Origin of the sequence: Nakamurella lactea DSM 19367, assembly GCF_000426645.1 — a bacterium.
GTDB classification, from domain to species: Bacteria; Actinomycetota; Actinomycetes; order Mycobacteriales; family Nakamurellaceae; genus Nakamurella; species Nakamurella lactea.
Map to the genome: position 1 here is coordinate 297,189 of NZ_AUFT01000005.1, position 25,382 is coordinate 322,570.

At 69.4% G+C, this 25,382-nt stretch carries 21 protein-coding genes; 7 read left to right on the forward strand and 14 right to left on the reverse strand.

From position 1 onward, the window contains the following. Positions 1-70: 70 nt before the first annotated feature. A complete protein-coding gene (serA, locus tag K340_RS0104595) occupies positions 71-1,261 on the forward strand; it encodes a phosphoglycerate dehydrogenase (RefSeq protein WP_029135854.1) in 1,191 nt (396 codons plus the stop codon). Positions 1,262-1,285: 24 nt separating this feature from the next. Here the strand turns inward: serA and K340_RS0104600 are convergent, their stop codons facing one another. Then, positions 1,286-1,693, reverse strand: coding sequence for an MmcQ/YjbR family DNA-binding protein (locus tag K340_RS0104600; protein ID WP_029135855.1), 408 nt, complete (start codon positions 1,691-1,693; stop codon positions 1,286-1,288). Between the two features lie 95 nt (positions 1,694-1,788). On the opposite strand from K340_RS0104600, the gene K340_RS0104605 reads away from it, so the two are divergent. Together K340_RS0104605 and K340_RS0104610 are read left to right on the forward strand one after the other, a co-directional pair. Next, positions 1,789-3,645, forward strand: coding sequence for a Na+/H+ antiporter (locus K340_RS0104605; RefSeq protein ID WP_029135856.1), 1,857 nt, complete (start codon positions 1,789-1,791; stop codon positions 3,643-3,645). Positions 3,646-3,670: 25 nt separating this feature from the next. Then, positions 3,671-4,465: a thymidylate synthase gene (locus K340_RS0104610; protein WP_029135857.1), complete on the forward strand. Its 795-nt coding sequence runs from the start codon at positions 3,671-3,673 to the stop codon at positions 4,463-4,465. Positions 4,466-4,507: 42 nt separating this feature from the next. On the opposite strand, the gene K340_RS0104615 is transcribed toward K340_RS0104610, so the two are convergent. From K340_RS0104615 to rimO, 5 genes are all read right to left on the reverse strand, one after another. Beyond that, positions 4,508-5,716: a M20 metallopeptidase family protein gene (locus K340_RS0104615; RefSeq protein WP_029135858.1), complete on the reverse strand. Its 1,209-nt coding sequence runs from the start codon at positions 5,714-5,716 to the stop codon at positions 4,508-4,510. Between the two features lie 80 nt (positions 5,717-5,796). Beyond that, positions 5,797-6,246 carry a helix-turn-helix domain-containing protein gene (locus K340_RS37235; RefSeq protein WP_211229263.1) on the reverse strand — a complete coding sequence of 150 codons (450 nt, stop codon included), beginning with the start codon at positions 6,244-6,246 and terminating at the stop codon, positions 5,797-5,799. Positions 6,247-6,390: 144 nt separating this feature from the next. Then, a complete protein-coding gene (locus tag K340_RS0104625; RefSeq protein ID WP_029135859.1) occupies positions 6,391-6,948 on the reverse strand; it encodes a CinA family protein in 558 nt (185 codons plus the stop codon). A gap of 39 nt (positions 6,949-6,987) precedes the next feature. Next, positions 6,988-7,596 carry a CDP-diacylglycerol--glycerol-3-phosphate 3-phosphatidyltransferase gene (gene pgsA, locus K340_RS0104630; protein WP_029135860.1) on the reverse strand — a complete coding sequence of 203 codons (609 nt, stop codon included), beginning with the start codon at positions 7,594-7,596 and terminating at the stop codon, positions 6,988-6,990. Beyond that, positions 7,593-9,095 (reverse strand): 30S ribosomal protein S12 methylthiotransferase RimO, encoded by a 1,503-nt coding sequence (rimO, locus tag K340_RS0104635; protein WP_084614046.1) that lies wholly within the window; start codon positions 9,093-9,095, stop codon positions 7,593-7,595. Before rimO ends, pgsA begins: the two co-directional genes overlap by 4 nt. A 12-nt stretch (positions 9,096-9,107) precedes the next feature. Here rimO and K340_RS35690 point away from each other — a divergent pair, with 12 nt between their 5' ends. Continuing rightward, on the forward strand, positions 9,108-9,722 hold the full coding sequence (locus K340_RS35690; RefSeq protein ID WP_154674075.1) for an amino-acid N-acetyltransferase: 615 nt from the start codon (positions 9,108-9,110) through the stop codon (positions 9,720-9,722). A 26-nt stretch (positions 9,723-9,748) separates the two neighbouring features. On the opposite strand, the gene secG is transcribed toward K340_RS35690, so the two are convergent. The 8 genes from secG to uvrC form a co-directional block, all read right to left on the reverse strand. After that, positions 9,749-9,988 carry a preprotein translocase subunit SecG gene (gene secG, locus K340_RS0104645; protein ID WP_029135862.1) on the reverse strand — a complete coding sequence of 80 codons (240 nt, stop codon included), beginning with the start codon at positions 9,986-9,988 and terminating at the stop codon, positions 9,749-9,751. Between the two features lie 105 nt (positions 9,989-10,093). After that, entirely contained in the window at positions 10,094-10,915 is an 822-nt protein-coding gene (gene tpiA, locus K340_RS0104650; protein WP_051265059.1) for a triose-phosphate isomerase, read from the reverse strand. Beyond that, a complete protein-coding gene (locus tag K340_RS0104655) occupies positions 10,915-12,132 on the reverse strand; it encodes a phosphoglycerate kinase (protein WP_029135864.1) in 1,218 nt (405 codons plus the stop codon). The genes tpiA and K340_RS0104655 overlap by 1 nt, the downstream gene beginning before the upstream one ends. Positions 12,133-12,290: 158 nt before the next feature. After that, positions 12,291-13,298: a type I glyceraldehyde-3-phosphate dehydrogenase gene (gene gap / locus K340_RS0104660; RefSeq protein WP_029135865.1), complete on the reverse strand. Its 1,008-nt coding sequence runs from the start codon at positions 13,296-13,298 to the stop codon at positions 12,291-12,293. Between the two features lie 144 nt (positions 13,299-13,442). Then, positions 13,443-14,456, reverse strand: a complete 1,014-nt coding sequence (whiA, locus tag K340_RS0104665; protein ID WP_029135866.1) for a DNA-binding protein WhiA — start codon at positions 14,454-14,456, stop codon at positions 13,443-13,445. Next, the gene (locus K340_RS27475) at positions 14,447-15,493 is read right to left on the reverse strand and encodes a gluconeogenesis factor YvcK family protein (protein WP_084614047.1); all 1,047 of its coding nucleotides are present in this window, start codon (positions 15,491-15,493) and stop codon (positions 14,447-14,449) included. Before K340_RS27475 ends, whiA begins: the two co-directional genes overlap by 10 nt. Continuing rightward, a complete protein-coding gene (rapZ, locus tag K340_RS0104675) occupies positions 15,490-16,422 on the reverse strand; it encodes an RNase adapter RapZ (RefSeq protein WP_051265060.1) in 933 nt (310 codons plus the stop codon). Before rapZ ends, K340_RS27475 begins: the two co-directional genes overlap by 4 nt. A gap of 154 nt (positions 16,423-16,576) precedes the next feature. Continuing rightward, complete coding sequence (uvrC, locus tag K340_RS27480) at positions 16,577-18,703, reverse strand: excinuclease ABC subunit UvrC (RefSeq protein WP_037362665.1); 2,127 nt, start codon at positions 18,701-18,703, stop codon at positions 16,577-16,579. Between the two features lie 200 nt (positions 18,704-18,903). Here uvrC and glgX point away from each other — a divergent pair, with 200 nt between their 5' ends. From glgX to treZ, 3 genes are read left to right on the forward strand one after another with little or no spacing between them, the layout of a single operon-like run. Continuing rightward, entirely contained in the window at positions 18,904-21,111 is a 2,208-nt protein-coding gene (gene glgX, locus K340_RS27485; RefSeq protein ID WP_051265063.1) for a glycogen debranching protein GlgX, read from the forward strand. Between the two features lie 38 nt (positions 21,112-21,149). Then, positions 21,150-23,462, forward strand: coding sequence for a malto-oligosyltrehalose synthase (gene treY, locus K340_RS0104690; RefSeq protein ID WP_029135868.1), 2,313 nt, complete (start codon positions 21,150-21,152; stop codon positions 23,460-23,462). Then, positions 23,455-25,221 carry a malto-oligosyltrehalose trehalohydrolase gene (gene treZ, locus K340_RS0104695; protein ID WP_029135869.1) on the forward strand — a complete coding sequence of 589 codons (1,767 nt, stop codon included), beginning with the start codon at positions 23,455-23,457 and terminating at the stop codon, positions 25,219-25,221. Before treY ends, treZ begins: the two co-directional genes overlap by 8 nt. Positions 25,222-25,382: the final 161 nt, after the last annotated feature.

Consider the following 25,382-nt stretch of genomic DNA (forward strand, 5'->3'; position numbering starts at 1 on the left):
TCAGCCGGCATGCGCGCCCGGTTGACGCCCTGCGAGCGGGCGACGTCGGGACACCTGGAACGATGTCCGGGTGAAGGCACTGCTGTTGGAGACCATCCATCCGTTGGCCGTCGACCTGCTGACCGAGGCGGGCTTCGACATCGAATCCCGTTCCGGTGCGCTGGACGAGGACGAGCTGATCGAGGCGCTGCCGGGAACGCACCTGCTCGGGATCCGGTCCAAGACCGAGGTGACCCGCCGGGTGCTCGAGTCGGCGCCCGAGCTGGAGGCCATCGGCGCGTTCTGCATCGGCACCAACCAGATCGACCTGGCCGCTGCCGCCGAACGCGGAGTGGTGGCGTTCAACGCGCCGTTCTCCAATACCAGGTCGGTGGTCGAGCTCGCCACCGCCGAGATCATCACGATGGCCCGCCGGCTCACCGAGAAGGACACCGCGCTGCACCACGGCATCTGGGACAAACAGGCCAGTGGCAGCCACGAGATCCGCGGACGCCGGCTCGGCATCGTCGGCTACGGCAACATCGGCTCGCAGCTGTCGGTGGTGGCCGAGGCGTTGGGCATGCAGGTGTTCTTCTACGACACCGCGGACAAACTCGCGATGGGCAACGCCAAGCGTTGTTCCTCCCTCGGCGAACTGCTCGACATCGCCGAGGTGGTCACCTTGCACGTCGACGGCCGGGCCGGCAACGCCGGGTTCTTCGGGCCCGAACAGTTCGCCCGGATGCGTGCCCGCTCGCTGTTCCTCAACCTGTCCCGCGGCTTCGTCGTCGACTACGACGCGCTGGCCGAGCAGCTGCGCTCCGGGCACATCGCCGGCGCCGCCGTCGACGTCTTCCCGGACGAGCCGAAGAAGCGCGGCGACGCCTTCAGCTCGCCGCTGCAGAAGATCCCCAACGTGATCCTCACCCCGCACATCGGCGGCTCCACCGAGGAGGCCCAGGAGGACATCGGGCGCTTCGTGGCCACCAAGCTCCGCGACTTCGTGCAGAACGGGACCACGACGCTCAGCGTCAATCTCCCGTCGCTCGCGCTTCCCCAGCGACCGGGCGACCGGCGGCTCGTCCTGTTCCACGTGAACACCCCCGGCGTATTGGCGCAGGTGAACCGGGTGTTCGCCGACAACGGCGTCAACATCGAGGGTCAGGTACTCAATACATTGGGGCACAACGGGTATGTGGTGACAGATGTCGCCGAGTTGCCGGACGCGGTCCCGGCGCGGCTGCGGTCGATGCCGGAGACGATCAAGCTCAGGGTGATCTGAGCCGGATCGTCCGACGCCTCCGGTTCAGTCGGCTCCGCGCTCGGCCAGCCACGGCTTGGACAGCTTCTTCGGCGCCCGCAAGAGCCATCCGTCGGTGATCACCTCGGCCAACTCGTCGCGGGTCAACAACGGCAACTGCGACTCCCTGACCAGCACCGCGTTGTAGCCGTTGAAGTGATCGGTGGTGAAGAACGGCGAATCGTCGGCCACCAGCGACTGCTTGTCGTCGGCGCTGCAGGTGATGACGATGACGTCCTGGAGCTCGTGCCCGTCAGCGTCCAGCGCGTCCTTGCGCGGGCCGCGGTAGATGACGAAGGCCCGGCCGGCCACCTTGAAGGACGGCTTGTCCCCCCAGGACGGCTCGTGCGTCACCCCCGGCAGGGCCAACGCGATGTCCGCCACGTCGGACGGGCGCGCTTTCCTGCTCGTCATCCCGACCTCCCGATCCGTCGAACCTGCCCGTCGGTGCGCCTTCCGCCGGCTGCCCGCAGCACAGGAATTCGGCGGCTCCATGTGACGATAACGCGGTGGACATAGCCTTAGCCGTCGGTGCGATGGCGCTGACCGTCGTGGTGTTCGATCAACTCGCCCGTCGGCTGGGCATCTCCGGCCCGCTGCTGCTGATGCTGGTAGGCATCATCGGTTCCTTCCTGCCCTTCATTCCCGATTTCCATTTGGACGCAGAAGTTGTGCTGCTCGGGCTGCTGCCGCCCTTGCTCTACTCGACCGCGATCCGCACCTCGGTGATCGACTTCCGCAACAACATCAGGGTGATCGGGTACCTGTCGGTGCTGTTGGTGCTGGTCACCGCGGCGGTGGTCGGCCTGGTGGTCTGGCTCATCCTGCCGGTGCCGTTCGCCGTCGCCTTCGCCCTCGGTGCGGTGGTAGCGCCGCCCGACGCAGTGGCGGCATCCGCGGTGGCCCGCAAGGTCGGACTGCCGCGCGCGCTGGTGTCGATCCTGGAGGGCGAATCGCTGGTCAACGACGCCACCGCCATCACCTGCCTGCGGGCCGGCATCGCCGCGATGGCCGGCGCCACCACCATCAACAAGATCGGCGCCAGCTTCCTGCTGGCCCTGGTCGGCGGCATCGTCATCGGCGTGGTGATCGCCGCCATCGCCACCTGGGTCCGCCGACGGATCACCGACCCGGTCGCCGACACCGCGATCTCCTTCATCATTCCCTGGGCGGCCTACGTCCCGGCCGAGGCCGCGCACTCGTCCGGGGTGATCGCGGTGGTCACCGCCGGACTGCTGCTCGGGCACAAGTCCCAGGTGGTGCAGACTGCACAGTCCAGGATGACCGAGCGGACCAACTGGACGACGGTGCAGTTCCTGTTGGAGAACACCGTTTTCCTGCTGATCGGACTGCAGGCCAGGTGGATCATCGACGACGTCGCCCGATCCGGCGTGACCGCGCTGACGGTGATCTGGTGCTGCGCGGCCGTGCTGATCACGGTGATCGTGGTCCGGATGGTGTGGGTGACGCTCGGCCGGTTCGTGCTGTTCCGCCGCCGGAACGGCAACGGGCAGGACCGGCCGCCGCTGCAGTGGACGCTGATCATCGGCTGGGCCGGGATGCGCGGCGTGGTGACGCTGGCCGCCGCGTTCCTGCTGCCCGAGGACACGCCCTACCGGCCGGTACTGGAGCTGGCCGCGCTGGTGGTGACGGCCGGAACCCTGATCTTGCAAGGGACCACGCTGCCGCTGTTGGTCCGCCGGCTCGGTGTGCAAGGTCCCAACGCCCGGCAGGACGCGCTGGCCACCGCGACCGTGCTGGAGGTGGCCGGCGACCGGGCCCTGGCGGCCCTTGACAAGCTCCCGGACATCGACGACGACGTCCGCGAGGAGCTGGCTACCCGCATCCGGCAGCGCTCCGACCGGATCTGGGAACGGCTCGGTGCGGCATCACCCGACGAGACCCCGGCCGACGAGTACAGCCGGCTGCGGCTGTACGCCCTGGGAGTGGAGCGGCAGACCGTGCTGGAGATGCGCAATGACGGCCGCGTCGACCAGGAGGTTCTCGGCTCGGTGCTGGCCACTCTCGACGTCGAGGAGTCGATGCTCGCCGCGGTCGCGCGACGGTCAGCATCCATCGACGCGGAAGTCATCGCCGAACCCATCGCCCAAAAGTCATGTGAGCATCTGGACAAGGCACCGACCGGTACCGAGGCACTCTCGGCCGGCTGTCTGGACTGCGAGCGTGAGGGCACCAAACCCGTTCACCTGCGGCTCTGCCTGAACTGCGGCAACGTCGGCTGCTGCGACTCCTCGGTCGGCCGGCACGCGACCCGGCACTTCGAGCAGACCGATCACCCGGTGATGCGTAGCTTCGAGCCGGGCGAGAAGTGGCGCTGGTGCTACCTCGACCGGCAGCTCGGCTGACGGCCTGCCCGCCTAAGCTGAAGACATGCAGCAGTACCTGGATCTGATGGATCGCATCCTCACCGAGGGCACCGACAAGTCCGACCGCACCGGCACCGGAACCCGGAGCATTTTCGGGCACCAGATGCGCTTCGACCTGTCCGCCGGCTTCCCGGTGGTCACCACCAAGAAGGTTCATCTGAGGTCGGTGATCGTCGAGTTGTTGTGGTTCCTGCGCGGCTCGACGAACGTGCACTGGCTGCAGGAACGAGGCGTCACCATCTGGGACGAGTGGGCCGGCCCCGACGGCGAACTCGGTCCGGTCTACGGGCACCAATGGCGCAGCTGGCCGACCCCGGATGGCGGGCACGTCGATCAGATCGCCGGGCTGCTGCACTCGCTGCGGACCAACCCGGACTCGCGGCGGCACATCGTGTCGGCCTGGAATGTCGCCGAGGTCTCGGAGATGGCACTCCCGCCGTGCCACACCATGTTCCAGTTCTACGTGGCCGACGGGAAGCTCAGCTGCCAGCTCTACCAGCGGTCGGCTGACGTGTTCCTCGGCGTGCCGTTCAACATCGCTTCGTACGCGCTGTTGGTGCACCTGGTCGCCAAGGTGGTCGGGCTACAGCCCGGCGACTTCGTGCACACCCTGGGTGACGCACACCTGTACGCGAACCACTTCGAGCAGGCGAAGCTCCAGCTCACCCGGGAGCCGCGAGCGCTTCCGACACTGCAGATCGCCGACCACGTCGAGGATCTGGACGCCGTCGAGTACGCCGACATCCAGGTGCTGGGCTACGACCCGCACCCGCTGATCAAGGCCCCGATCGCGGTATGAGGCGCCCGCGGAGCGAGACCTTGGGTCTGACGCGGTAGTGCGTCAGCCGCGGTTGAGCCGGCGTACCGCCAGTTCGGCCAGCAGCGCAGCGCAGTCCGGGATCACCGAATCGTCGAAGGCAGCCAGCGGCGAATGGTTGGTCGCCGACACGGCCAGATCCAACTTCGGAGCACCGACGAACAGGTAGGCACCCGGCACCTCGTCCAGCACCCGGGAGAAGTCCTCGGAACCGGTCAACGGATCGGCGAGCTCGGCGAACCGGTCGGCGCCCAGCAGTTCGCGGGCAGTGGTCGCGGCGAACTCGTACTCGGCGTCGTTGTTGACGGTGAGCGGGTATTCCCCCTCGAACGTCGCCTCGACCGTCAGCCCGTACGCGGCGCCGATGCTCTCGCACAGTCGCACCGCATCGGTCGCGATCTGCTCGGCGTTGCTCTTCGAGAACGATCGGACGGTGGCCTCGAAGACCGCCTCGTCCGGAATGATGTTGCGCTTGGTGCCGGCGTGGAAGCTGCCGACGGTGATCACCACGGGGTCGAAGACGTTGATGGTGCGGGTCACCAGGGTCTGCAGAGCGCCGACCATTTCGGCCGCCGCCGGGATCGGATCCTTCGACGAGTGTGGCGCGCTGCCGTGGCCGCCGGCACCGATCACCCGGACGTGCAGGCCACCGGAGGCGGCCATCAACGGACCTGGCCGGGCGGTGACCTGACCCTTGGCGAAGTAGCCGGAGAACACGTGCAGCCCGTACGCGGCGTCCACCCGCCGGCCGGCCGCGTCCAGGATCCCCTCGTCGAGCATGTAGCTCGCGCCGTCGAAGCCCTCTTCGCCGGGTTGGAACATGAAGACCACGTCGCCGGGAAGCTCATCGCGGTGGGCCGTCAGCAGCCGGGCGGCGCCGACCAGGCCGGACATGTGCAGGTCGTGGCCGCAGGCATGCATCGCGTCGCCGTGGGCCGAATCGCGGGCGGGGGCGAACGGCTCACCGGTCTTCTCCACCACCGGGAGGGCGTCCATGTCACCGCGCAGCAGCACGACCGGTCCGTCGCCGGGGTTCTTCCCGCCACGCAGCACCGCGGTGATCGACGACACCGCGGTTCCGGTGGTGATCTCCAGGCCCAGACTCTCGATCTCGGCGAGCAACGCCTGCTGGGTGACCGGCAGCTGCAGGCCGACTTCGGGGATCGCATGAAGCTTCCGCCGCAGGGCGATCAGGTCGTTCGCTAGTTCGGTCGATTCGGCCAGCAGATCCACGGTCGGGGCACCTTTCCACAGCGCATCGCGGGCGGCGCAGCGGGGCCGCTCTCGGCGATGACGTTACCCGGATGCCGGGATCAGTTGACCGGCGCCTCGGCCCGTCCGTACGGCAGCACGATCCGCAGCTGACGGGCGGCAGCCGGCTGAGCTGGGGTGGGCTGCAGGTTCGTCGACCGGCCGAAATGCCGGTCGCCGACGCTCACCTTGTCGCCAAGGGCCTTGTCCAGGCCGTAGGGCATCGGCCGGCGGTTCTGCGCCTTAACCGAGTTGGCGGTCAGCTCCGCCCTGACCGGCACGGTGTCCAGCCTGATGGTCTCGCTCACGGTGTCCAGCACCTCCGCGAGTTCGATGTCCAGCGCGTCGCAAATGGAGGCGAGCAACTCGCTGGAGGCCTCCTTGCGGCCGCGCTCCACCTCGGACAGGTAACCGAGCGACACGTTGGCCGCCGTCGACACGTCACGCAAGGTGCGGTTCTGGCGGGTCCGGGCATCGCGCAGGGTCTCCCCCAAGGCGTCTCGCAGCAACACGAGGCTCTTCCTCCCTGGCCGATGGCCTGGCGGCCGGTCGATCCGATTGGTGTGTCGCCAACCTACTCCGCCGTATCGACATCGCGACGGATGCCCGACCGGTGTCGTGACCGACGGGCGGCACGTTGGTGTACTCGTATCTGCTCAACGTCGCCCGACCGCGCAGTGTTCCCGGAGCAACGTCAACGCCGCGTTCACCGCGGCGATCCGGATCCGGTGCCGGGTGAGGGTCGGTGAGGCGTCGCCGCCGCCGGCGATGGCGCCCGCCGCATCGTCGGTCTCATCGTCGGACGCGCCGACCCCGCCCGACCCCTGCGCCGTCAGCAGGCCGGCAGGTCCGGCGGCCGCCACGAACCAGGTTCCCGGCGACACCCCACCCTGGGCGTCGGGCCCGGCCACCCCAGTCAGGCCGACGCCGATCAGCGCATCGCAGGATCGCCGCGCGCCGTCGGCCAGCGCGGCCGCCACCTCGGGATGCACGGGACCGTGCGCGGCCAGCAGCCCGGGATCGACACCGGCCAGGGTGTGTTTGAGGTCGGTGGCGTAGACCACCAGGCCGCCGCGGACCACCGCGCTGGATCCCGGCACCGAGGTGAGCGCAGCGGTCAACAGGCCGCCGGTCAGCGACTCGGCGGTGGCGACCGTCAGCCGGGCGGCGGTCAGCTCGTCGATCAGGGCGGCCAGCCGGCCGCCGCCGAGCAGCGCGTCGAAGGGGTTGTCGGTCACCGCATCCACCGCGTCTCAGGACGCCGCGGGCGGTGCGTTCGTCGACCGGCCCCTGGACACCAGGGCGAGTGCCCGGATCAGATAGTCGATCCCGGTGCCGATGGTCAGCAGTAGCGCCAGCCCCATCAGCCCGATCCGCAACCAGTCGATCTGATCCGGCAATGGCAGCACGTACAGGCCGATGGCCACCACCTGCACCAGAGTCTTGAGTTTGCCGCCCGGGCTGGCCGCGATCACCCCGTACCGCAGGATCGCGAATCGCATCACGGTGATGCCGATCTCGCGGACCAGGATGAGTAGCGTCACCCACCACGGCAGGTCGCCGAGCATGGACAGTCCGACCAACGCCGAGCCGGTCAGCGCCTTGTCCGCGATCGGGTCGGCGATCCGGCCGAAGTCGGTGACCTGGCCGCGCTTGCGGGCGATTCGGCCGTCATACCGGTCGGTGATGGCAGCCACCGCGAACACCGCGCCGGCCACCCAGCGCCAGCCGTCGTTGTGTCCGCCGAGGTTGAACAGACACAGCAGGAAGACGGGCACCAGGATCAGCCGCAGCACCGTCAGCGCGTTCGGCAGGTTCACCAGCGAGACCGGGACGTAGCTGCCCGGCTTCGGGTCCGTCATGGGGTACTCCTGGGCAGCACCCGGGTCGGTCGGGCGATCAGGTCGATGCCGTCGGTGTCGATCACCGTGGCCAGTACCAGGTCGCCCAGCTCCAACCCGTCGGCATCCGTCAACGTGGTACTGCCATCCACCTCGGGTGCCTGGTGCGCTCCCCGGCCGACGACGGTCCGTCCACCGTCCTGGTCGTCGATCTCGTCGATCAGCACTTCGATCCGGGTGCCGACGCGGTCCTCCGCTCGCTGCGCGGACAGCTCCTCCACCAGGGCGGTGATCCGCTCGACCCGTTCGTCGATCTCGTCGTCGTCGATCTTGTCGGGCAGGTCGAAGGCGCCGGTTCCGTCCTCGTCCGAGTAGCCGAAGACGCCGACGGCGTCCAACCTGGCACCGATCAGGAACTGTTCCAGGGCCTCGAGGTCCGCCGCTGTCTCGCCGGGGAATCCGACGATGACGTTCGAGCGGATACCTGCTTCGGGGGCGACGGCGCGGATCTGTTCGGTGAGCCCGAGGAAGCCCTGGACCGAACCGAACCGGCGCATCCGCCGCAGCACCGGTTCGGACGCGTGCTGGAACGACATGTCGAAATAGTCGGCGACCCGTTCGGTGCCGGCAATGGTCTGCAGCAGCGAGGGTTTCGTCTCCGCCGGCTGCAGATAGCTGAGCCGGACCCGATCGATCCCCCGCACCCCGGACAGCGCCACCAGCAGATCCTCCAGCGGTCGGTCGCCGGGCAGATCCTTGCCGTAGGAGGTGGAGTTCTCGCTGACCAGGACGATCTCCCGGATGCCCTGCTCGGCCAACCAATGGGCCTCGGTGAGGATCTCCTGCGGCTGACGGGAAACGAACGAACCCCGGAACGCCGGAATGGCACAGAAGGTGCAGCGGCGGTCGCAGCCGGAGGCGATCTTCAGCGGTGCGACCGGGCCGGACTGGAGCAGGGTCCTGGTGAGCAGCGGACCAGCGGCCAGCCCGGTGGGCGCCGCCCCGCCGTGCCCCGGCACCGAGATGCCGGCCGCCGCCGCCGGTCTGGACACCGGGGAGATCGGCAGCAAGGTTCGCCGGTCGACCGGGACGTGCGGCGCCGGCGCGTGGCCGTCCAGCACGTCGCCCAGCAGGGCGGCCAGCTCGGGATAGGAATCGAAGCCCAGCACCGCATCGGCCTCCGGCAGCGCCGCGGCCAGTTCCTGCCCGTACCGCTCGGCCAGACAGCCGACGGCCACCACCTTGGCGCCGGTGTCGGCGGCCGCCAGCACGGTGTCGATCGAGTCCTTCTTGGCGCTGGCGACGAATGCGCAGGTGTTGACCACCACGATGTCGGCCGGCTCCTGGCCGGCGTCCCCGTCCGCCTGCTCGGTCAGCAGCCGGAAGCCGCCGGCGGCCAGCCGGCCGGCGATCTCCGACGAGTCGACCTCGTTGCGGGCACAGCCCATGGTGATCAGGGAAACCGTCGGAGCGCTGGACACGTTGGCCAGCCTATCGACCGCGGCGCACAGGTTCCTCATTACGCTGCTCGGGTGAGCACCGCACCCTCGTCACCCCCGTCCGCCAGTTCCGCGACCCCCGGAGCCGAGGCCGCAGCCCAGGCTCCGGCCGCGGCCGCCCAGGCCGTCACCCCGGCTGCCCAGGCTCCGGCCGCGGCGGTGCTGGTGCGCCGCGCCGAGGTGGCGGACGTTCCGCGCATCAAGTCGCTGATCGACCACTACGCCGGCGAGATTCTGCTGGAGAAGACGCTGGTCAACCTCTACGAGTCGCTGACCGAGTTCTGGGTGGCCGAGGTGGACGGGACGGTTGTCGGCTGTGGCGCCCTGCACGTGCTGTGGGAGGACCTCGCCGAGCTGCGCACGCTGGCCACCGATCCGGTGTTCCGCGGCCGGGGCATCGGCCGCACCCTGTCCGCTGCGCTGATCGACGAGGCGCGGCGGATGGGTGTCGCGCGGCTGTTCGTGTTGACCTTCGAGGTGATGTTCTTCGCCGCGCTGGGCTTCCGGCGGATCGGCGAACTGGACCTGAACGCCGAGGCGCTGGCCGAGCTGCGGTCCAGCTACGACCGTGGGGTCGCCGAGTTCCTGGAACTGCCGTACGTGAAGCCGAACACCCTTGGCAACACCAGGATGCTCAAGACGCTCTGATCGGGCCGGTCAGCCCGCCCGGCGGATCAGCCGACGTCGAACTTGATCAGCAACCCGACGCCGACGATGCAGATTGTCCAGATGGTCGCGGTGAACAACGTCAGCCGGTCGAGGTTCTTCTCGACCACGGACGAACCGGACAGCGCGGACTGCATGCCACCGCCGAACATCGACGAGAGGCCGCCACCCTTGCCGCGGTGCAGCAGGATCAACGCCATCAGCGCGAGGCTGGTGATCACGAGCAAGATGTTGAGTACGAGTCTCATAGTCGCCTAGCGTGTTCGAGTCGAGCGGTTGCGGCCCAGCGGCCAGGTCCGAGGTGCCGGACCCGCGCGACGGCGGGCTCGACGGAGTCTACCCGGTGGAATCGGTCAGGCCAGCACACCGACCGCGTTCGCGGCCAGGGTGGCGAACTCGGTGGCGTCCAGGCTGGCCCCGCCGACCAGGGCACCGTCGATGTCGGGCTGCGCGATGATCTCCGCCACGTTGCCGGCCTTGACACTGCCGCCGTACAGGATCCGGACGGCCGCGGCCACCTCGGGCGAGTATTTCTGTGCCAGTGCTGCCCGCAGTGCCCCGCACACCTCCTGGGCGTCGGCCGCGGTGGCCACCCGGCCGGTGCCGATGGCCCAGATCGGTTCGTAGGCGAGCACCAGGCCTGCCGCCTGCTCGGCCGTGAAGGTATCGAGCGCACGCAGCAGCTGATTGACGGCGTGATCGATCTGGATACCGGCCTCGCGGTCCTCGAGTCCCTCACCGACGCACAGGATCGGGGTGATCCCGTTCGCCAGAGCGGCCGCGGCCTTGTCGCCCACCAGGTCGTCGGTCTCGGCGTGGTACTCCCGGCGCTCGGAGTGCCCGACGGTGACGAACCGCACCCCCAGCTTGGCCAGCATCGAGCCGGCGATGTCGCCGGTGTAAGCACCGGCCGGGTGCGGGGACAGATCCTGGGCGCCGAGCCTGATCCTCAGCTTGTCGCCGTCGATCAGCGTCTGAATGCTGCGTAGATCGGTGAACGGCGGGAGCACCGCGACCTCGACCTTGGCGTAGTACTTCTCCGGCAGGGTGAAGGCGATCTTCTGCACCGTGGCGATGGCCTCCAGGTGGTTGAGATTCATCTTCCAGTTGCCGGCGATCAACGGCTGCCGGCCAGGGCCGGTCCAGGTGTCGTCGCCGGAGTTCTTGCGCGCCATCAGTCGAGTACCGCCAGTCCGGGCAATTCCTTGCCCTCCAGGTATTCCAGCGACGCTCCGCCGCCGGTCGAGATGTGGGTGAAGCCGGCCTCGTCGATGCCGAGTTGCCGGACGGCGGCTGCGGAGTCGCCGCCGCCGACCACCGAGAACGCAGTCGAATCGGCGATGGCCTGCGCGACGGCCTTCGTCCCTTCGGCGAACGGTGCCATCTCGAAGACGCCGACCGGGCCGTTCCAGAACACGGTCGCCGCTTCGCCGATGATCCGGGCGAAGGTGGCCCTGGTGTCCGGCCCGATGTCCAGGCCCTGCCAGCCGGCCTCGATCTCGCCGGCAAACACCACCTTGGTGTTCGCGTCCTCGGCGAAGGCGTCGGCCACCACCAGGTCGTTCGGCAGCACGATCTTGCTGCCGTATTCGTCGAGCAGATCGCCGCAGGTCTTGACCATGTCTTCCTGCAACAGCGAGTCGCCGACCTCCTTGCCCTCGGCCTTGAGGAAGGTGTAGGCCATGCCGCCGCCGATCAGCACCTGATCGACCTGCTCCAACAGCGCCTTGATGACGCCGAGCTTGTCGGAAACCTTTGCCCCACCGAGGATCACGATGTACGGCCGGTCCGGGTCGGTGGTCAGCTTGCGCAGCACAGCGGTCTCCTCGGAGACCAGGTAGCCGGCGTAGTGCGGCAGCTTCTGAGCGACGTCGTAGACCGAGGCCTGCTTGCGGTGCACCACCCCGAACCCATCGGAAACAAACGCCGCGTCCGGGCCGACGAGTGCGGCCAGATCGTCGGCGAGAGCCGCCCGCTCGGCGTCGTCCTTGGACGTTTCCCGCGGGTCGAACCGCACGTTCTCCAGCAGCAGCACGTCGCCGGACTGCAGATCGGCGACGGCATCCTTGGCCGCTCTGCCGACCAGGTCGCCGGCGAAGCCGACGCTTCGGACCTCGCCCTCGGCGCCTTGTTCGTCGAGCAGGTCAGCCAGCCGCTGCGCGACGGGAGCCAGCGAGTACTTGGCGTCCGGCCTGCCCTCCGGCCGGCCAAGGTGCGCGGTCACCACTACCTTGGCGCCGGCAGTCCAGAGCGCCCGCAACGTCGGGATGGAGGCGCGAATCCGGCCGTCGTCGGTGATGGTGTCGCCGTCCAGCGGCACGTTCAGGTCGGAGCGGACCAGTACGGTCTTGCCGGCGATGTCGCCGGCCAGCAGGTCGTCGAGCGTCTGCACGGAAACTCCTTGCGGCTCTGAGGAAATGGATCGGGCGATGCTGTCGATGTGGCGTCAGCAGCGGTGCTCGGAATGAGTGCACCGGCCACCCGGCAGAAGGTGCCGGCCGGCGACGCAACGAGGCCGGGCCGACGAGATGCCGGCCCGGCCTATTGCGCTCAGAGCTTGGAGCCGACCAGCGCGGTGAAGTCCACCAGGCGGTTCGAGTAGCCCCACTCGTTGTCGTACCAGCCGACGACCTTCACCAGGTTGCCCTCGAGCTGCAGGGTGAGCGGCGAGTCGAAGGTGCACGACGCCGGCGAACCGACGATGTCGCTGGAGACGATCGGGTCGGTCGAGTAGACCAGTTTGCCGGCCAGCGGGCCTTCCTTGCTGGCTGCTTCGAAGGCGCCGTTCACGTCCTCGACGGTGACCGACTTGCTGAGCTCGACGGTCAGGTCGGTGACGCTGCCGTCCGGCACCGGGACCCGCAGGGCGTAGCCGTGCAGCTTGCCCTTGAGCTCCGGCAGAACCAGCGCAGTGGCCTTGGCGGCACCCGTCGAGGTCGGGATGATGTTCAGCGCGGCGGCCCGGGCGCGCCGCAGGTCCTTGTGCGGGAAGTCCAGGATCACCTGGTCGTTGGTGTAGGCGTGGATGGTCGTCATCAGGCCCTTTTCGATGCCGAACGCATCGTTGAGCACCTTGGCCATCGGCGCCACGCAGTTGGTGGTGCAGGAGGCGTTCGAGATGATCGTCTGACTGCCGTCGTAGGCGTCGTCGTTCACGCCCATCACCACGGTGAGGTCCTCGTCGGTGGCCGGGGCGGAGATGACGACCTTCTTGGCGCCGGCGGTGACGTGCTTGCGGGCGGCCTCCGCCTTGGTGAAGATGCCGGTCGACTCGATGACGATGTCGACGCCCAGGTCTCCCCAGGGCAAGGCGGCGGGGTCGCGCTCGGAGAGTGCCTTGAAGCCCTTGCCGTCGACCAGGATCTCGTCCTCGGACGCGGTCACCTCGTACGGGAGCTTGCCGAGGATGCTGTCGTACTTGAGCAGGTGGGCGAGCGTCTTGTTGTCGGTCAGGTCGTTGACCGCCACGATCTCGAGGTCGTAATCCAGCGAGTCCAATGCCCGCCAGAAGTTGCGGCCGATCCGGCCGAATCCGTTGATGCCTACGCGCACTGTCACGCCTGCCAACCCTCCTGAAAGATGGGGTTCCGGTAGCGGACGGGTGCCCGTTCCGGATCGATCAAGTGAAACCGCCCACTGCGGTGGGGACGACTCCTTCACTCTAGCCCGGCGGCTCACCACGGCTCTCGCGGGGCGCCAGGGTCAGGCCTCGAGCATGTCGGCGGTGACGGCGGACTCGGTGTCGGGGATGCCCTGGTCCTGGGCCCGCTTGTCGGCCATCGTCAGCAGCCGGCGAATGCGGCCGGCGATGGCGTCCTTGGTCATCGGCGGATCGGCCAGCTGGCCGAGTTCCTCCAGCGACGCCTGCCCGTGTTCGATCCGCAGTCGGCCGGCCTGGGTCAGGTGATCGGGGGCCTCCGAGCCGAGGATCTCCAGCGCGCGCTCGACCCTCGCGGCTGCGGCCACCGCCGCCCTGGCCGACCGACGCAGGTTGGCGTCATCGAAGTTGGCCAGCCGGTTCGCGGTGGCCCGCACCTCGCGGCGCATCCGGCGTTCCTCCCAGGCCAGCACGCAGGTGTGGGCGCCGAGTCTGGTGAGCAGGGCCGAGATGGCGTCGCTGTCGCGGACCACCACCCGGTCGGCGCCGCGAACCTCCCTCGCCTTCGTCTGCACGCCCATCCGGCGGGCCGCGCCGACCAGTGCCAGCGCCGCCTCGGGCCCCGGGCAGGTGATCTCCATCGACGACGACCGGCCCGGCTCGGTCAGCGAGCCATGAGCCTCGAAGGCACCGCGCCAGGCGGCCACCGCGTCGCCGACGGTGCCGGCGACGATCTGCGGCGGCAGCCCGCGCACCGGCCGGCCCCGCTGGTCGATCAGGCCGGTCTGCCTGGCCAGCGCGTCACCGCCCTGCACCACCCGCACCACATATCTGGTGCTCTTGCGGATTCCGGACGGCGAGAGCACCTGGACGTCGGCTGTCTGGCCGTAGAGCTCGCCGATCTCCCGGCGGAGCCGGCGGGCCACCGATCCGGTGTCCAGCTCGGCCTCCACCACCACCCGGCCACCGACGATGTGCAGGCCACCGGCGAACCGGAGCATCGTCGACACCTCGGCCTTGCGTTCGGAGATCCTGAGCGGTCGAGGCGGTCCGCCGGACGAATCCACGGTCGAGGTCACCCGGCTCAGCTCGTCCTTGACCGCGGACGTCATCGCCATCCGGTCGTCTCCTTGTCTTCCCGGGCCGAAAGCCCGGCATCCGTTGCCATCTGTTGCGTCTCCCCCGCTGTCGTTCTCTTCGTCTCCGCCAGTGGTCCGGCGATGACGCCGGCCAGCGCCTCTGACAGCGCCACCGGGTCGTGCCGGGCCGACCCGGACGGATCGGCGATCGCCGCCAACTCGAGGTGTGCGCCGAGGGCCCCTGCGGCGGCCGCAAGCCGCCCGGGAACCGGCACCGCCGCGGTGTCCGCGAGAACGGTGTCGACCCGGAATTCCGGGGCGTGCGACGAGAGTACTTCCAGGTGCTGCTCGGGGGAGAATCCCTCGGTCTCGCCCGGTTGTGGGGCCAGGTTCAACACCACCAGACGGCGGGCCGGGGTGGCCACCAAAGCCGCGGCGAGTTCGGGCACCAGCAGGTGCGGGAGCACGCTGGTGAACCAGGACCCGGGTCCCAGGGTCACCAGATCGGCGTCCGCGATCGCCTGCAGCGCCTCCGGACAGGCCGGCGCATCGGCCGGCTCGAGGGCGACGGACCGCACCTGGCCCGGAGTGGACGCCACCGCCACCTGACCGCGGATCCGGCTCACCGTGCCGGGGTCGTCGTCGAGCCCGGACACCTCGCCGACGATCGTCAGCGGGGTGCGGGCCATCGGCAGTACCCGCCCGACACAGCCCAGCATCGCGCCGGCCGCGTCCAGCGCCGGCACCATGTCGCCGAGCACGTCCGACAGCCCGACCAGCACCAGGTTGCCGACCGGGTGGCCGGCCAGCGCTCCCTCGCCGGTGAACCGGTGCTGGAACGTCCGTTGCCACAGCGAGCCGCGCTCGTCGTCACCGGCCAGCGCGGCGAGCGCCATCCGCAGGTCGCCCGGCGGCAGCACCGCTGGGTTGTCCCGGCGCAACCGGCCGGACGAGCCGCCGTCGTCGGCCACCGTCACCACGGCGGTGACGTCGGCGTCGAGCCTGCGCAGTGCGGTGAGCATCGCGTACAGGCCGTGCCCGCCGCCGAGGGTCACGACCTTCGGACGGCGTGTCATTCGCGGCCCAGATCGCGGTGCGACACCCGCACGGTCGGTCGATCGCCGTCGGTCTGCCGCTGCTGGCCGAGTCGTCGGCCGAGTTCCTCGGCGATCGCGACGCTGCGGTGCTTGCCGCCGGTGCAGCCGACCGCGACGGTGAGATAGCGCTTGCCCTCACGGCGGTATCCGCCGCTGATCAGGTCGAACAGCTCGGTGTACCGATCGAGGAACTCGGCCGCGCCCTCCTGGGTGAGCACGTAGTCCGCCACCTCGGGGTCCAGCCCGGTCTTCTCCCGTAGCTCCGGGATCCAGAACGGGTTCGGCAGGAAGCGCATGTCGATCACCAGGTCGGCGTCCAGCGGCAGTCCGTACTTGTAGCCGAACGACAGCACCGTCAGGTTGGTCGACACCGGCGCCGAGGTGAACTCGTTCTCGATCAGCGCCCGCAGATCGTGCACCGAGGTGTCGGAGGTGTCGATCACCACGTCCGCTTCCGCCCGCAGTGGGCCGAGCAACGCCCGCTCGGCGGCGAGCCCGTCGGAGATCCGGCCCTCCCCCTGCAGCGGGTGCTGACGCCGGTTGGCCTCGTACCGGCGGATCAGGGCGGCGTCGGTCGCTTCCAGGAACAACACCCGCGGCCGGTAGCCGCGGGCATCCAGGTCACGGATCACCGACGCAAGGTCCTCGGTGAAGGCCCGGGAGCGGACGTCCAGCACCACCGCGATCCTGGTGACGCTGCCGCGGGCCCTGGCGCCCAGGTCGACCATGGTGGCGATCAGTTCCGGCGGCAGGTTGTCCACCACGAACCAGCCGAGATCCTCCAGGCACTTGGCGGCGGTGGACCGGCCGGCCCCGGACAACCCGGAGACGATGGCCACCTCGATGCCCGAAGCCGGATGCGGGCGGGAACCCGGAACGTCATGGTCCTGCTGCGTCCGGTCCGTCATGTCCCCTCCGACTGCTGGTTCGATCCGGCCAGCGTATCGGGGAACCGCCGGGTTGACCCCGTTGTTGCCACAGACGTCTGCCCACCGGTCCGCTCCGCGGTCGCCTGCACGGCGGGACCCCGGTCAGGGCAACGCGTTTCGTGGCTCCGTAAGGTCAGGACGGATCGGCGCCGGCGGGTGCCGACAAGGCCGCAACCACGGCCGCGGCGGTCGCCGGTCCGATCCCCGGGACGGCGGCGACCTCATCCACACCGGCCGCGCGGAGCTTCTTGACCGATCCGAACCGCCGGAGCAGTGCCTTCCGCCGGGTGTCGCCGAGGCCCGGGATCCCGTCGAGCGCGGAGACCGTCATCGCCTTCGAGCGCTTCTGCCGGTGGTAGGTGATGGCGAACCGGTGCGCCTCGTCCCGCAGCCGCTGCAGCAGGTACAGCGCCTCACTGGTCCGCGGGAAGATGATCGGATCGTCATCTCCTGGGACCCAGACCTCTTCCAGTCTCTTCGCCAGGCCGCAGACCGTGATGTCGGCGATGCCCAGGTCGGTGAGTACCGCCGATGCGGCGTTCACCTGCGGTGCGCCGCCGTCAACCACGAGCAACTGCGGCGGATAGGCGAAGCGGCGGGGTCGGCCGGTGTCCGGGTCGATGCCCGGCGGACGGTGACCGGCGGACTCCGGACGGTCTCCCGGCAACTCGGCGCCGCCGGGCGCGCGGTCGCCGTCGTCGGTGGTCGGCTCATGGTCCACCGGATCGGCCCGCAGCGGGCCGCTCACCACGGGGTCGGCAGGCATCGCCGTCCCGTGCGAGAACCGCCGGCGGACCACCTCGGCGATGGACGCGACGTCGTCGCCGGGCTTGTCCCTGATCGCGAAGCGGCGGTAGTCGCTGCGCTTGGGCAGCCCGTCCTCGAACACCACCAGCGAGGCGACCACATTGGTGCCCTGCACGTGCGAGATGTCGATGCACTCGATCCGCAGCGGCGCGCTGTCCATGCCCAGCGTGGCGGCCAGTTCGGTGAGCGCGGCCGACCTGGCGGTGAGGTCGCTGGCGCGCTTGAGCCGATGCTGGTTCAGGGCCTCGGCCGCGTTCCGCCGAACCGTTTCGGCCAGCGCCCGCTTGTCGCCGCGCCGTGGCACCCGCAACGACACCCGCGAGCCGCGGAGGTCGGACAGCCACTCGGCGAGCTGCTCGTGCTGCGCCGGCAGCGCGGGGACCAGGATCTCCCGAGGGACGACGGCGCCGCCGTCGGTGCCGGACCGGTCGCCGTAGAACTGCAGCAGGAAGTTCTCGATCAGGACGGCCGCCCGGCCCGCGGCCGGGTCCCTTCCGGCGCCGTCCTCGTCGGGTACCCGGTCCGGATCGCCGGCGTCGTGTTCGTCGGTGTCGTCCGCCGTGTCGTCGGCGTCGGCGTCGACGTCGACGATCCACCCGCGCTGGCCACGCACCCGGCCACCGCGGACATGGAAGATCTGCACCGAGGCGAGCAGATCGTCCGATTCCACCCCGATCACGTCGGCGTCGGTACCGTCGCCCAACACCACCGCCTGTTTCTCGACCGCCCGGCGGACCGCGTCCAGGTCGTCGCGGAGCCGGGCGGCCCGCTCGAAGTCCAGTTCCGCAGCCGCCTCGGTCATCTCCCGCTGCAGTCGACGGATCAGTGGGTCGGCCTTGCCCGACATGAAGTCGCAGAAGGCGTCGACGATCTCGCGGTGCTCGTCGGCGGAGACCCGGCCGACACAGGGCGCTGAGCACTTGCCGATGTAGCCGAGCAGGCACGGCCGGCCGATCTGTCCCGACCGCTTGAAGACCCCGGCGGAGCAGGTGCGCACCGGGAACACCCGCAGCAACAGATCCAGCGTCTCCCGGATCGCCCAGGCGTGGGCGTAGGGGCCGAAGTACCGCACGCCCTTGCGGTGCGGGCCGCGCATCACCTGGAGCCGGGGGAACTCCTCGCCGACGGTCACGGCGAGTTCCGGGTAGCTCTTGTCGTCGCGGTAGCGGACGTTGAACCGGGGGTCGAACTCCTTGATCCAGTTGTATTCCAGCTGCAGCGCCTCGACCTCGGTGGACACCACGGTCCAGCGGACCGCCGCCGCGGTGGTCACCATCCGGAGCGTGCGGGGATGCAACGACGACGGATCGGCGAAGTAGGAGTTGAGCCGGGAGCGAAGGCTCTTCGCCTTGCCGACGTAGATCACCCGGTCGTGCGGATCGATGAACCGGTAGACGCCCGGCGAATCGGGAATCGTTCCCGGAGCCGGACGATAACTGGACGGATCTGCCACAGCGGCGAGGGTAGTCCAGCGCGCCGACAGGCCCGGCGGGCCGGACCCGGGCACGTGGCCGCCGGATCGCGCCCCGCCCGGCTCGCGGAGTGCCGACCCGCGGTCGGGATGCCGATAGGGTGAGCCTGCGCCGGCGCAGCAAGGCGTCCAGCCGCGGTGCCACCTGCTGTCCCTGTCCGGCCGGTCGAACGGAGAACGCGATGGACATCTGGCCCGGTACTCCTTACCCGCTCGGTGCCACGTTCAACGGGACCGGCACCAACTTCGCGCTGTTCAGCGAGGTCGCCGAGAAGGTCGAGCTCTGCCTGCTGAACGACGACGGCACCGAGACCAGGATCGAGTTGCCCGAGGTCGACGGCTTCGTCTGGCACTGCTATCTGCCGACCATGCAGCCCGGGCAGCGATACGGCTACCGGGTCACCGGCCCGTACGACCCGGCGACCGGCGCGAGGTGCAACCCGAACAAACTGCTGCTCGACCCGTACGCGAAGGCGGTGTGCGGCGAGATCGACTGGGACCCGTCGCTGTACGCCTACGACATGGGCAACCCGGAGGCTCCGAACGACGACGACTCCGGCCCGCACATGTTCTGGGGGGTGGTGATCAACCCGTTCTTCGACTGGACCGGCGACCACGCGCCGCAGACGCCGTACGCGGACACCGTCATCTACGAGGCCCACGTCAAGGGGCTGACGAAGCTGCACCCCGAAGTGCCGGAGAGCCAGCGCGGTAGTTACGCGGCGATGACGCATCCAGCGGTGATCGACCACCTGGTGCGGCTCGGAGTGACCGCGGTCGAGCTGATGCCGGTGCACCAGTTCGTCCAGGACAACACCCTGCTGGACAAGGGCCTGTCGAACTACTGGGGCTACAACACGATCGGATTCTTCGCCCCGCACAACTCCTATTCGGCATTCGGCGACCGCGGCCAGCAGGTCCAGGAGTTCAAGGCGATGGTCAAGGCCCTGCACGCGGCCGGCATCGAAGTGATCCTGGACGTGGTCTACAACCACACCGCCGAGGGCAACCACCTGGGTCCGACACTGTCGTTCCGCGGCATCGACAACGCCGCGTATTACCGGCTGGTCGACGACGACCTGCAGTTCTACATGGACTACACCGGAACCGGTAACTCGCTGAACGTCCGCCACCCGCACTCGCTGCAGCTGATCATGGACTCGCTGCGGTACTGGGTGACGGAGATGCACGTCGACGGCTTCCGGTTCGACCTGGCGGCCGCGCTGGCCCGCGAGTTCTACGACGTCGACCGACTCTCCACCTTCTTCGAACTCGTCCAGCAGGACCCGATCGTCAGCCAGGTCAAGCTGATCGCCGAGCCGTGGGACATCGGTCCCGGCGGCTACCAGGTCGGGAACTTCCCGCCGCAGTGGACGGAATGGAACGGGAAGTACCGCGACACGGTCCGCGACTTCTGGCGCGGCGAGCCGGCCGCGCTCGGCGAGTTCGCGTCCCGGATCACCGGATCGGCCGACCTGTACGAACATTCCGGGCGCCGGCCGGTGGCCTCGATCAACTTCGTCACCGCCCACGACGGGTTCACCCTCAACGACCTGGTCTCCTACGACGACAAGCACAACGAGGCGAACGGCGAGGACAACAAGGACGGCGAGTCGCACAACCGCTCCTGGAACTGCGGCACCGAGGGGCCGACCGACGACCCGGAAATCCTCGCCCTGCGCTCCCGGCAGCGACGGAACTTCCTGGCCACTCTGCTGCTCTCGCAAGGGGTCCCGATGCTGCTGCACGGCGACGAGATGGCCAGGACCCAGCAGGGCAACAACAACGCCTACTGCCAGGACTCCGAACTCACCTGGATCGATTGGGCCGGCGCCGACGAATCATTGGTCGAGTTCACCGCCTCCGTGATGCGGCTGCGCAAACACCACCCCACCTTCCGCCGCCGGCGGTTCTTCGACGGCCGGCCGACCGCGCGGGGCGAGGGAGAACCGTTGCCGGACATCGCCTGGTTCACCCCCGCCGGGGTGGCGATGACGGACCGGGACTGGGGCGCCGGGTTCGGCCGATCGGTAGCGGTGTTCCTGGACGGGCACGGTATCCACGGCACCGACACCCGCGGCAGCAAGGTGATCGACGACTCGTTCATGCTGTTGTTCAACGCGCACGACGAGGGTCTGGAGTTCACTCTGCCCCCGGAGGAGTACGGCCAGGCCTGGCAGATCGTCATCGACACCGCCGGGTTCGCCGACGGACAACAACCGGCCACCGCCGGCGGCTCGGTCCAGGTGGCTGCCAAGGGCATGGTGGTGCTGGAATCCGTGGCGGCAGCGGATGTCGATGCGCCGCAGGCCGATACGGCCGCCACCGTCCCGGCCGTTCCACCGGTGCCGGTCGGATCCCCGGCCCGCAACGGCGGAACCGCGGGCTGACGCCGGTGGCCCCGCCGAAGCCAGCTGGAGCCGATCCGATGCGCACCCCGCTGTCCACCTACCGGATCCAGGTGAACGCGCGCCGGGGACTGCCGGAGGTGGCGCTGGCCGTCGACTATCTTCGCCGGCTGGGTGCCGACTGGCTGTACCTGTCGCCGTTGCTGCAGTCCACCCGCGGCTCCGACCACGGCTACGACGTGGTCGATCACTCCCGGACCGACGACACCCGCGGCGGTCGGCCGGGGCTCCGGCTGGCCGCCGACGCCGCGCACGCCGCCGGCCTCGGGGTGCTGGTGGACATCGTGCCGAACCATGTCGGTGTCCAGGACCCTGTGCAGTCGATCTGGTGGTGGGACGTGTTGTATCGCGGACCGGATTCGGTGCACGCCACCGCGTTCGACATCGACTGGGAATTCGGCGACGGCCGGCTGCGGATCCCGGTGCTCGGCGACGGTCCCGATGAACTCGCTGCCCTGCAGGTCCGGGACGGGTTGCTCTGCTACCACGACCACCGGTTCCCGATCGCCGACGGCAGCATCGGTATCGACCCGGCCGAAAGCCCGCAACAGATCCACGATCGCCAGCACTACGAACTGGTCAACTGGCGGCGTGCCGATGCCGAGCTGAACTATCGCAGGTTTTTCGCGGTCAGCACGCTGGCCGGCATCAGGGTCGAACTCCCCGAGGTGTTGCGGCAGTCCCATGCCCAGATCAAGGACTGGATGGACCGTGGCTGGGTTGACGGGCTGCGGGTCGACCACCCGGACGGGCTGGCCGATCCGGCCGGCTACCTGCAGGCGCTGGCCCAGCTGGCCGACGACCGGTTCGTCGTGGTGGAAAAGATCCTGGAAGCCGGCGAGACGCTGCCGGCCGGCTGGAAGTGCGCCGGCACCACCGGCTACGACGCGCTGGCCACCCTCGACCGGTTGTTCGTCGACCCCGCCGGCGAGGACGCCCTCGACGCCCTCGATACCGAACTGCGCGGCCGCCGGATGGACTGGCCGGAACTCGTGCACGGGACCAAACGCGCGGTGGCTGACGGCATCCTGCGCTCCGAGGTGCTGCGACTGGCCAGGTTGACGCCGCAGATCGACCGGGCGGATGACGGGATCGCCGAGTTGCTGGCCTGCTTCGGCGTGTATCGCAGCTATCTGCCGGATGGCGACGAGCAGCTGACCGCTGCCGTTGACGAGGCGATCCGGCGCCGGCCGGAGTTGGCCGAGGTGCTGGTGTACCTGGCCGGGCGGCTGCGGGAAGCCGGGACCGAATTCAGCGTCCGGTTCCAGCAGACCTCGGGGATGGTGATGGCCAAGGGCGTCGAGGACTGCGCCTTCTACCGCTGGTCCCGGCTCACCTCGCTCACCGAAGTCGGCGGCGACCCCGCCGGGTTCGCCGTGTCCCCGGACGAGTTCCATGCCGTGCAGGCGCATCGGCTGCGGACCTGGCCACACACGATGACCGCACTGTCCACCCACGACACCAAGCGCGGCGAGGACGTCCGGGCCAGGATCTCCGTGCTGTCGGAAGTGCCGGGACGCTGGACCACCTTCGTGCGGACCTGCCTGCGGGTCGCGCCGCTGCCCGACGGGCCATTGGCGAACCTGTTGCTGCAGGCCGCGTTCGGCAGCTGGCCGATCGAGCGGGACCGGTTACATGGCTATGCGGAGAAGGCAGCCAGGGAAGCCGGCGCCTCCACCGGCTGGACCGATCCGGATCTCGCCTTCGAACGGACGATGCACGCCATGGTCGACGCCCTGTACGACCATCCGGTGCTGTCCGTCGAGCTCGCCGCGATCGCGGCCGAGCTGACCCCGGACGGCTGGTCGAACTCGTTGTCGGCCAAGCTGATCCAGCTCACCGCACCCGGAGTGCCTGACGTCTACCAGGGCACCGAGACCTGGCAGAACTCGTTGGTGGACCCGGACAACCGGCGGGAGGTGGATCTGGCCGCCAACGCGACCCTGTTGGACCGGATCGACGGCCGGGGGCTGCTGCCGTCGATCGACTCCTCCGGCGCGGCCAAGCTGCTGGTCACCTCGCGGGCACTGCGACTGCGACGTGATCATCCGGAACTGTTCACCGGGTATGCCGCGCTGCCGGCAGCCGGCGCGGCGCAGCAGCACCTGGTCGCCTTCGACCGCGGCGGCGCGATCACGGTGGCCACTCGGCTGCCGGTCGGCCTCGCCGACGGCGGCGGCTGGCGGGACACCCGGCTGGAACTGCCTGACCGGGACTGGGTTGATGTGCTGACCGGGCGTCGTCAGCCCCGTTCGGTCGCCGTCGACGGACTGCTTGCCGCCTACCCCGTGGCGCTGCTGGCCCCGTTCGAGGTGGTGGACGCGCATGCGTGAATTCGCCGTCTGGGCACCGACTCCCGAGCGGGTGCGGCTACGCCACCGCCGGGTGGGTGACGCCCACCCGGCGATGGACACCCCGATGCTGCGCGGGGACGCCGGCTGGTGGCGGGTCGAGCTGGAGCTGGCACCCGACACCGAGGTCGACTACGGGTTCCTGCTCGACGACGACCCGGCGGTACGGCCGGACCCGCGGTCGCGCCGGCAACCCGATGGGGTGCACGGCATGTCGCGCACCGTCACGCCGGTGGCCGGTCCCGAGTCCGACCGGCCGTGGACCGGACGGCAGCTGGCCGGCGGGGTGATCTACGAGCTGCACATCGGCACCTTCACCGCCGATGGCACCTTCGACGCGGCCATCGATCGGCTCGACCACCTGGTCGACCTGGGGGTGGACTTCGTCGAAGTGTTGCCGGTCAACGCGTTCAACGGCAGCCACAACTGGGGTTATGACGGAGTGCTCTGGTACGCCGTGCAGGAGAGTTACGGCGGCCCGGCCGGTTATCAGCGGTTCGTCGAAGCATGCCACGCCCGCGGGCTCGGGGTGATCCAGGATGTCGTGTACAACCATCTCGGACCGAGCGGCAACTATCTGCCGTTGTTCGGACCCTATCTGCAGTCCGGCCACGCCAACACCTGGGGTTCGTCGGTGAACTTGGACGGTCCGGGGTCCGGCCAGGTCCGCCGGTTCATCCTGGACAACGCGGCGATGTGGCTGGACGACTACCGGGTCGACGGGTTGCGGCTGGACGCCGTGCACGCCCTGGTCGATCGTGGTGCCGTGCACCTGCTCGAGGAGCTGGCCGTCGAGGTGGCGGCTTTGTCGGCGCATGTCGGCCGGCCGCTCACGCTGATCGCCGAGTCGGATCTGAACGACCCACGGCTGGTCACGCCCCGGCAGGCCGGCGGATACGGACTCGACGCCCAGTGGAACGACGACTACCACCACGTCCTACATGTCGCGCTGACCGGCGAGAAGGTCGGCTACTACGCCGATTTCGGCAGCATGTCGGCGATCGCGAAGGTGTTGCGCGGCGCCTATTTCCACGACGGTTCATGGTCGTCGTTCCGCGGCCGCAGCCACGGTCGTCCGGTCGACGTCAGGACCACACCGGCCTGGGCATTCGTCGGGTACTCCCAGGACCACGATCAGATCGGCAACCGGGCGACCGGCGATCGGCTCACCGCATCGCTCGGCCCCGAGGACCTCGCGGTGGCCGCGGTGATGGTGCTCGCCGGACCGTTCACCCCGATGCTGTTCATGGGTGAGGAGTGGGGGGCAGCGACACCGTGGCAGTTCTTCACCTCGCACCCCGAGCCGGAGCTCGGGATCGCCACCGCCACCGGCCGGCTCGCCGAGTTCGAACGGATGGGCTGGGATCCGACCGTCGTACCCGATCCGCAGGATCCGGCGACCTTCACGAACTCCAAACTCGACTGGTCCGAGCCGACCACCGGTGCGCACGCCGAACTGCTGCGGTTGTACCGCGAGTTGATCCGGCTGCGGCGCTGCCGGACGGAACTGACGGACCCCCGGTTCGACCGGATCGGTGTCAGCTTCGACGATGCCGCGCGGTGGCTGTTGATGGACCGCGGCGGCCTCCAGGTAGCGGTGAACTTCGCCGACGCCGTCGCCACCATCCCGGTGCGCCGACACGGCGGCCTTTTGCTCGCCACGGCCGCCGCTTCCGTCGATGACGATGCGGTCGAGCTGCCGGCGCACAGCGCGGTCCTGCTGGCACCGTCGGCCGGGTGATCACGCCCGTAGGTAGCGGAACTTTGCCGGACACGCCCTAGGAATCAGCGCTACCTGGCCAGGTTTCCGCTACCTGAATCCGGGGATTCACAGCATCGTCACAGCTTCGACGGATTCTCACAGTTCGCACCCAGGTTCCGCTCACCGGGAGGCGAGGCGGT

Excerpts from the sequence above, each read along its gene's own strand:
- whiA (WP_029135866.1), bottom strand. The coding sequence starts at position 14,456 with ATGGCGATGACGTCCGCGGTCAAGGACGAGCTGAGCCGGGTGACCTCG.
- treZ (WP_029135869.1), top strand. The coding sequence starts at position 23,455 with ATGCGTGAATTCGCCGTCTGGGCACCGACTCCCGAGCGGGTGCGGCTA.
- rimO (WP_084614046.1), bottom strand. The coding sequence starts at position 9,095 with ATGAGGAACCTGTGCGCCGCGGTCGATAGGCTGGCCAACGTGTCCAGC.
- treY (WP_029135868.1), top strand. The coding sequence starts at position 21,150 with ATGCGCACCCCGCTGTCCACCTACCGGATCCAGGTGAACGCGCGCCGG.
- rapZ (WP_051265060.1), bottom strand. The coding sequence starts at position 16,422 with ATGACGGACCGGACGCAGCAGGACCATGACGTTCCGGGTTCCCGCCCG.
- glgX (WP_051265063.1), top strand. The coding sequence starts at position 18,904 with ATGGACATCTGGCCCGGTACTCCTTACCCGCTCGGTGCCACGTTCAAC.
- secG (WP_029135862.1), bottom strand. The coding sequence starts at position 9,988 with ATGAGACTCGTACTCAACATCTTGCTCGTGATCACCAGCCTCGCGCTG.
- K340_RS0104600 (WP_029135855.1), bottom strand. The coding sequence starts at position 1,693 with ATGACGAGCAGGAAAGCGCGCCCGTCCGACGTGGCGGACATCGCGTTG.
- tpiA (WP_051265059.1), bottom strand. The coding sequence starts at position 10,915 with ATGGCGCGCAAGAACTCCGGCGACGACACCTGGACCGGCCCTGGCCGG.
- K340_RS0104610 (WP_029135857.1), top strand. The coding sequence starts at position 3,671 with ATGCAGCAGTACCTGGATCTGATGGATCGCATCCTCACCGAGGGCACC.
- K340_RS27475 (WP_084614047.1), bottom strand. The coding sequence starts at position 15,493 with ATGACACGCCGTCCGAAGGTCGTGACCCTCGGCGGCGGGCACGGCCTG.
- pgsA (WP_029135860.1), bottom strand. The coding sequence starts at position 7,596 with ATGACGGACCCGAAGCCGGGCAGCTACGTCCCGGTCTCGCTGGTGAAC.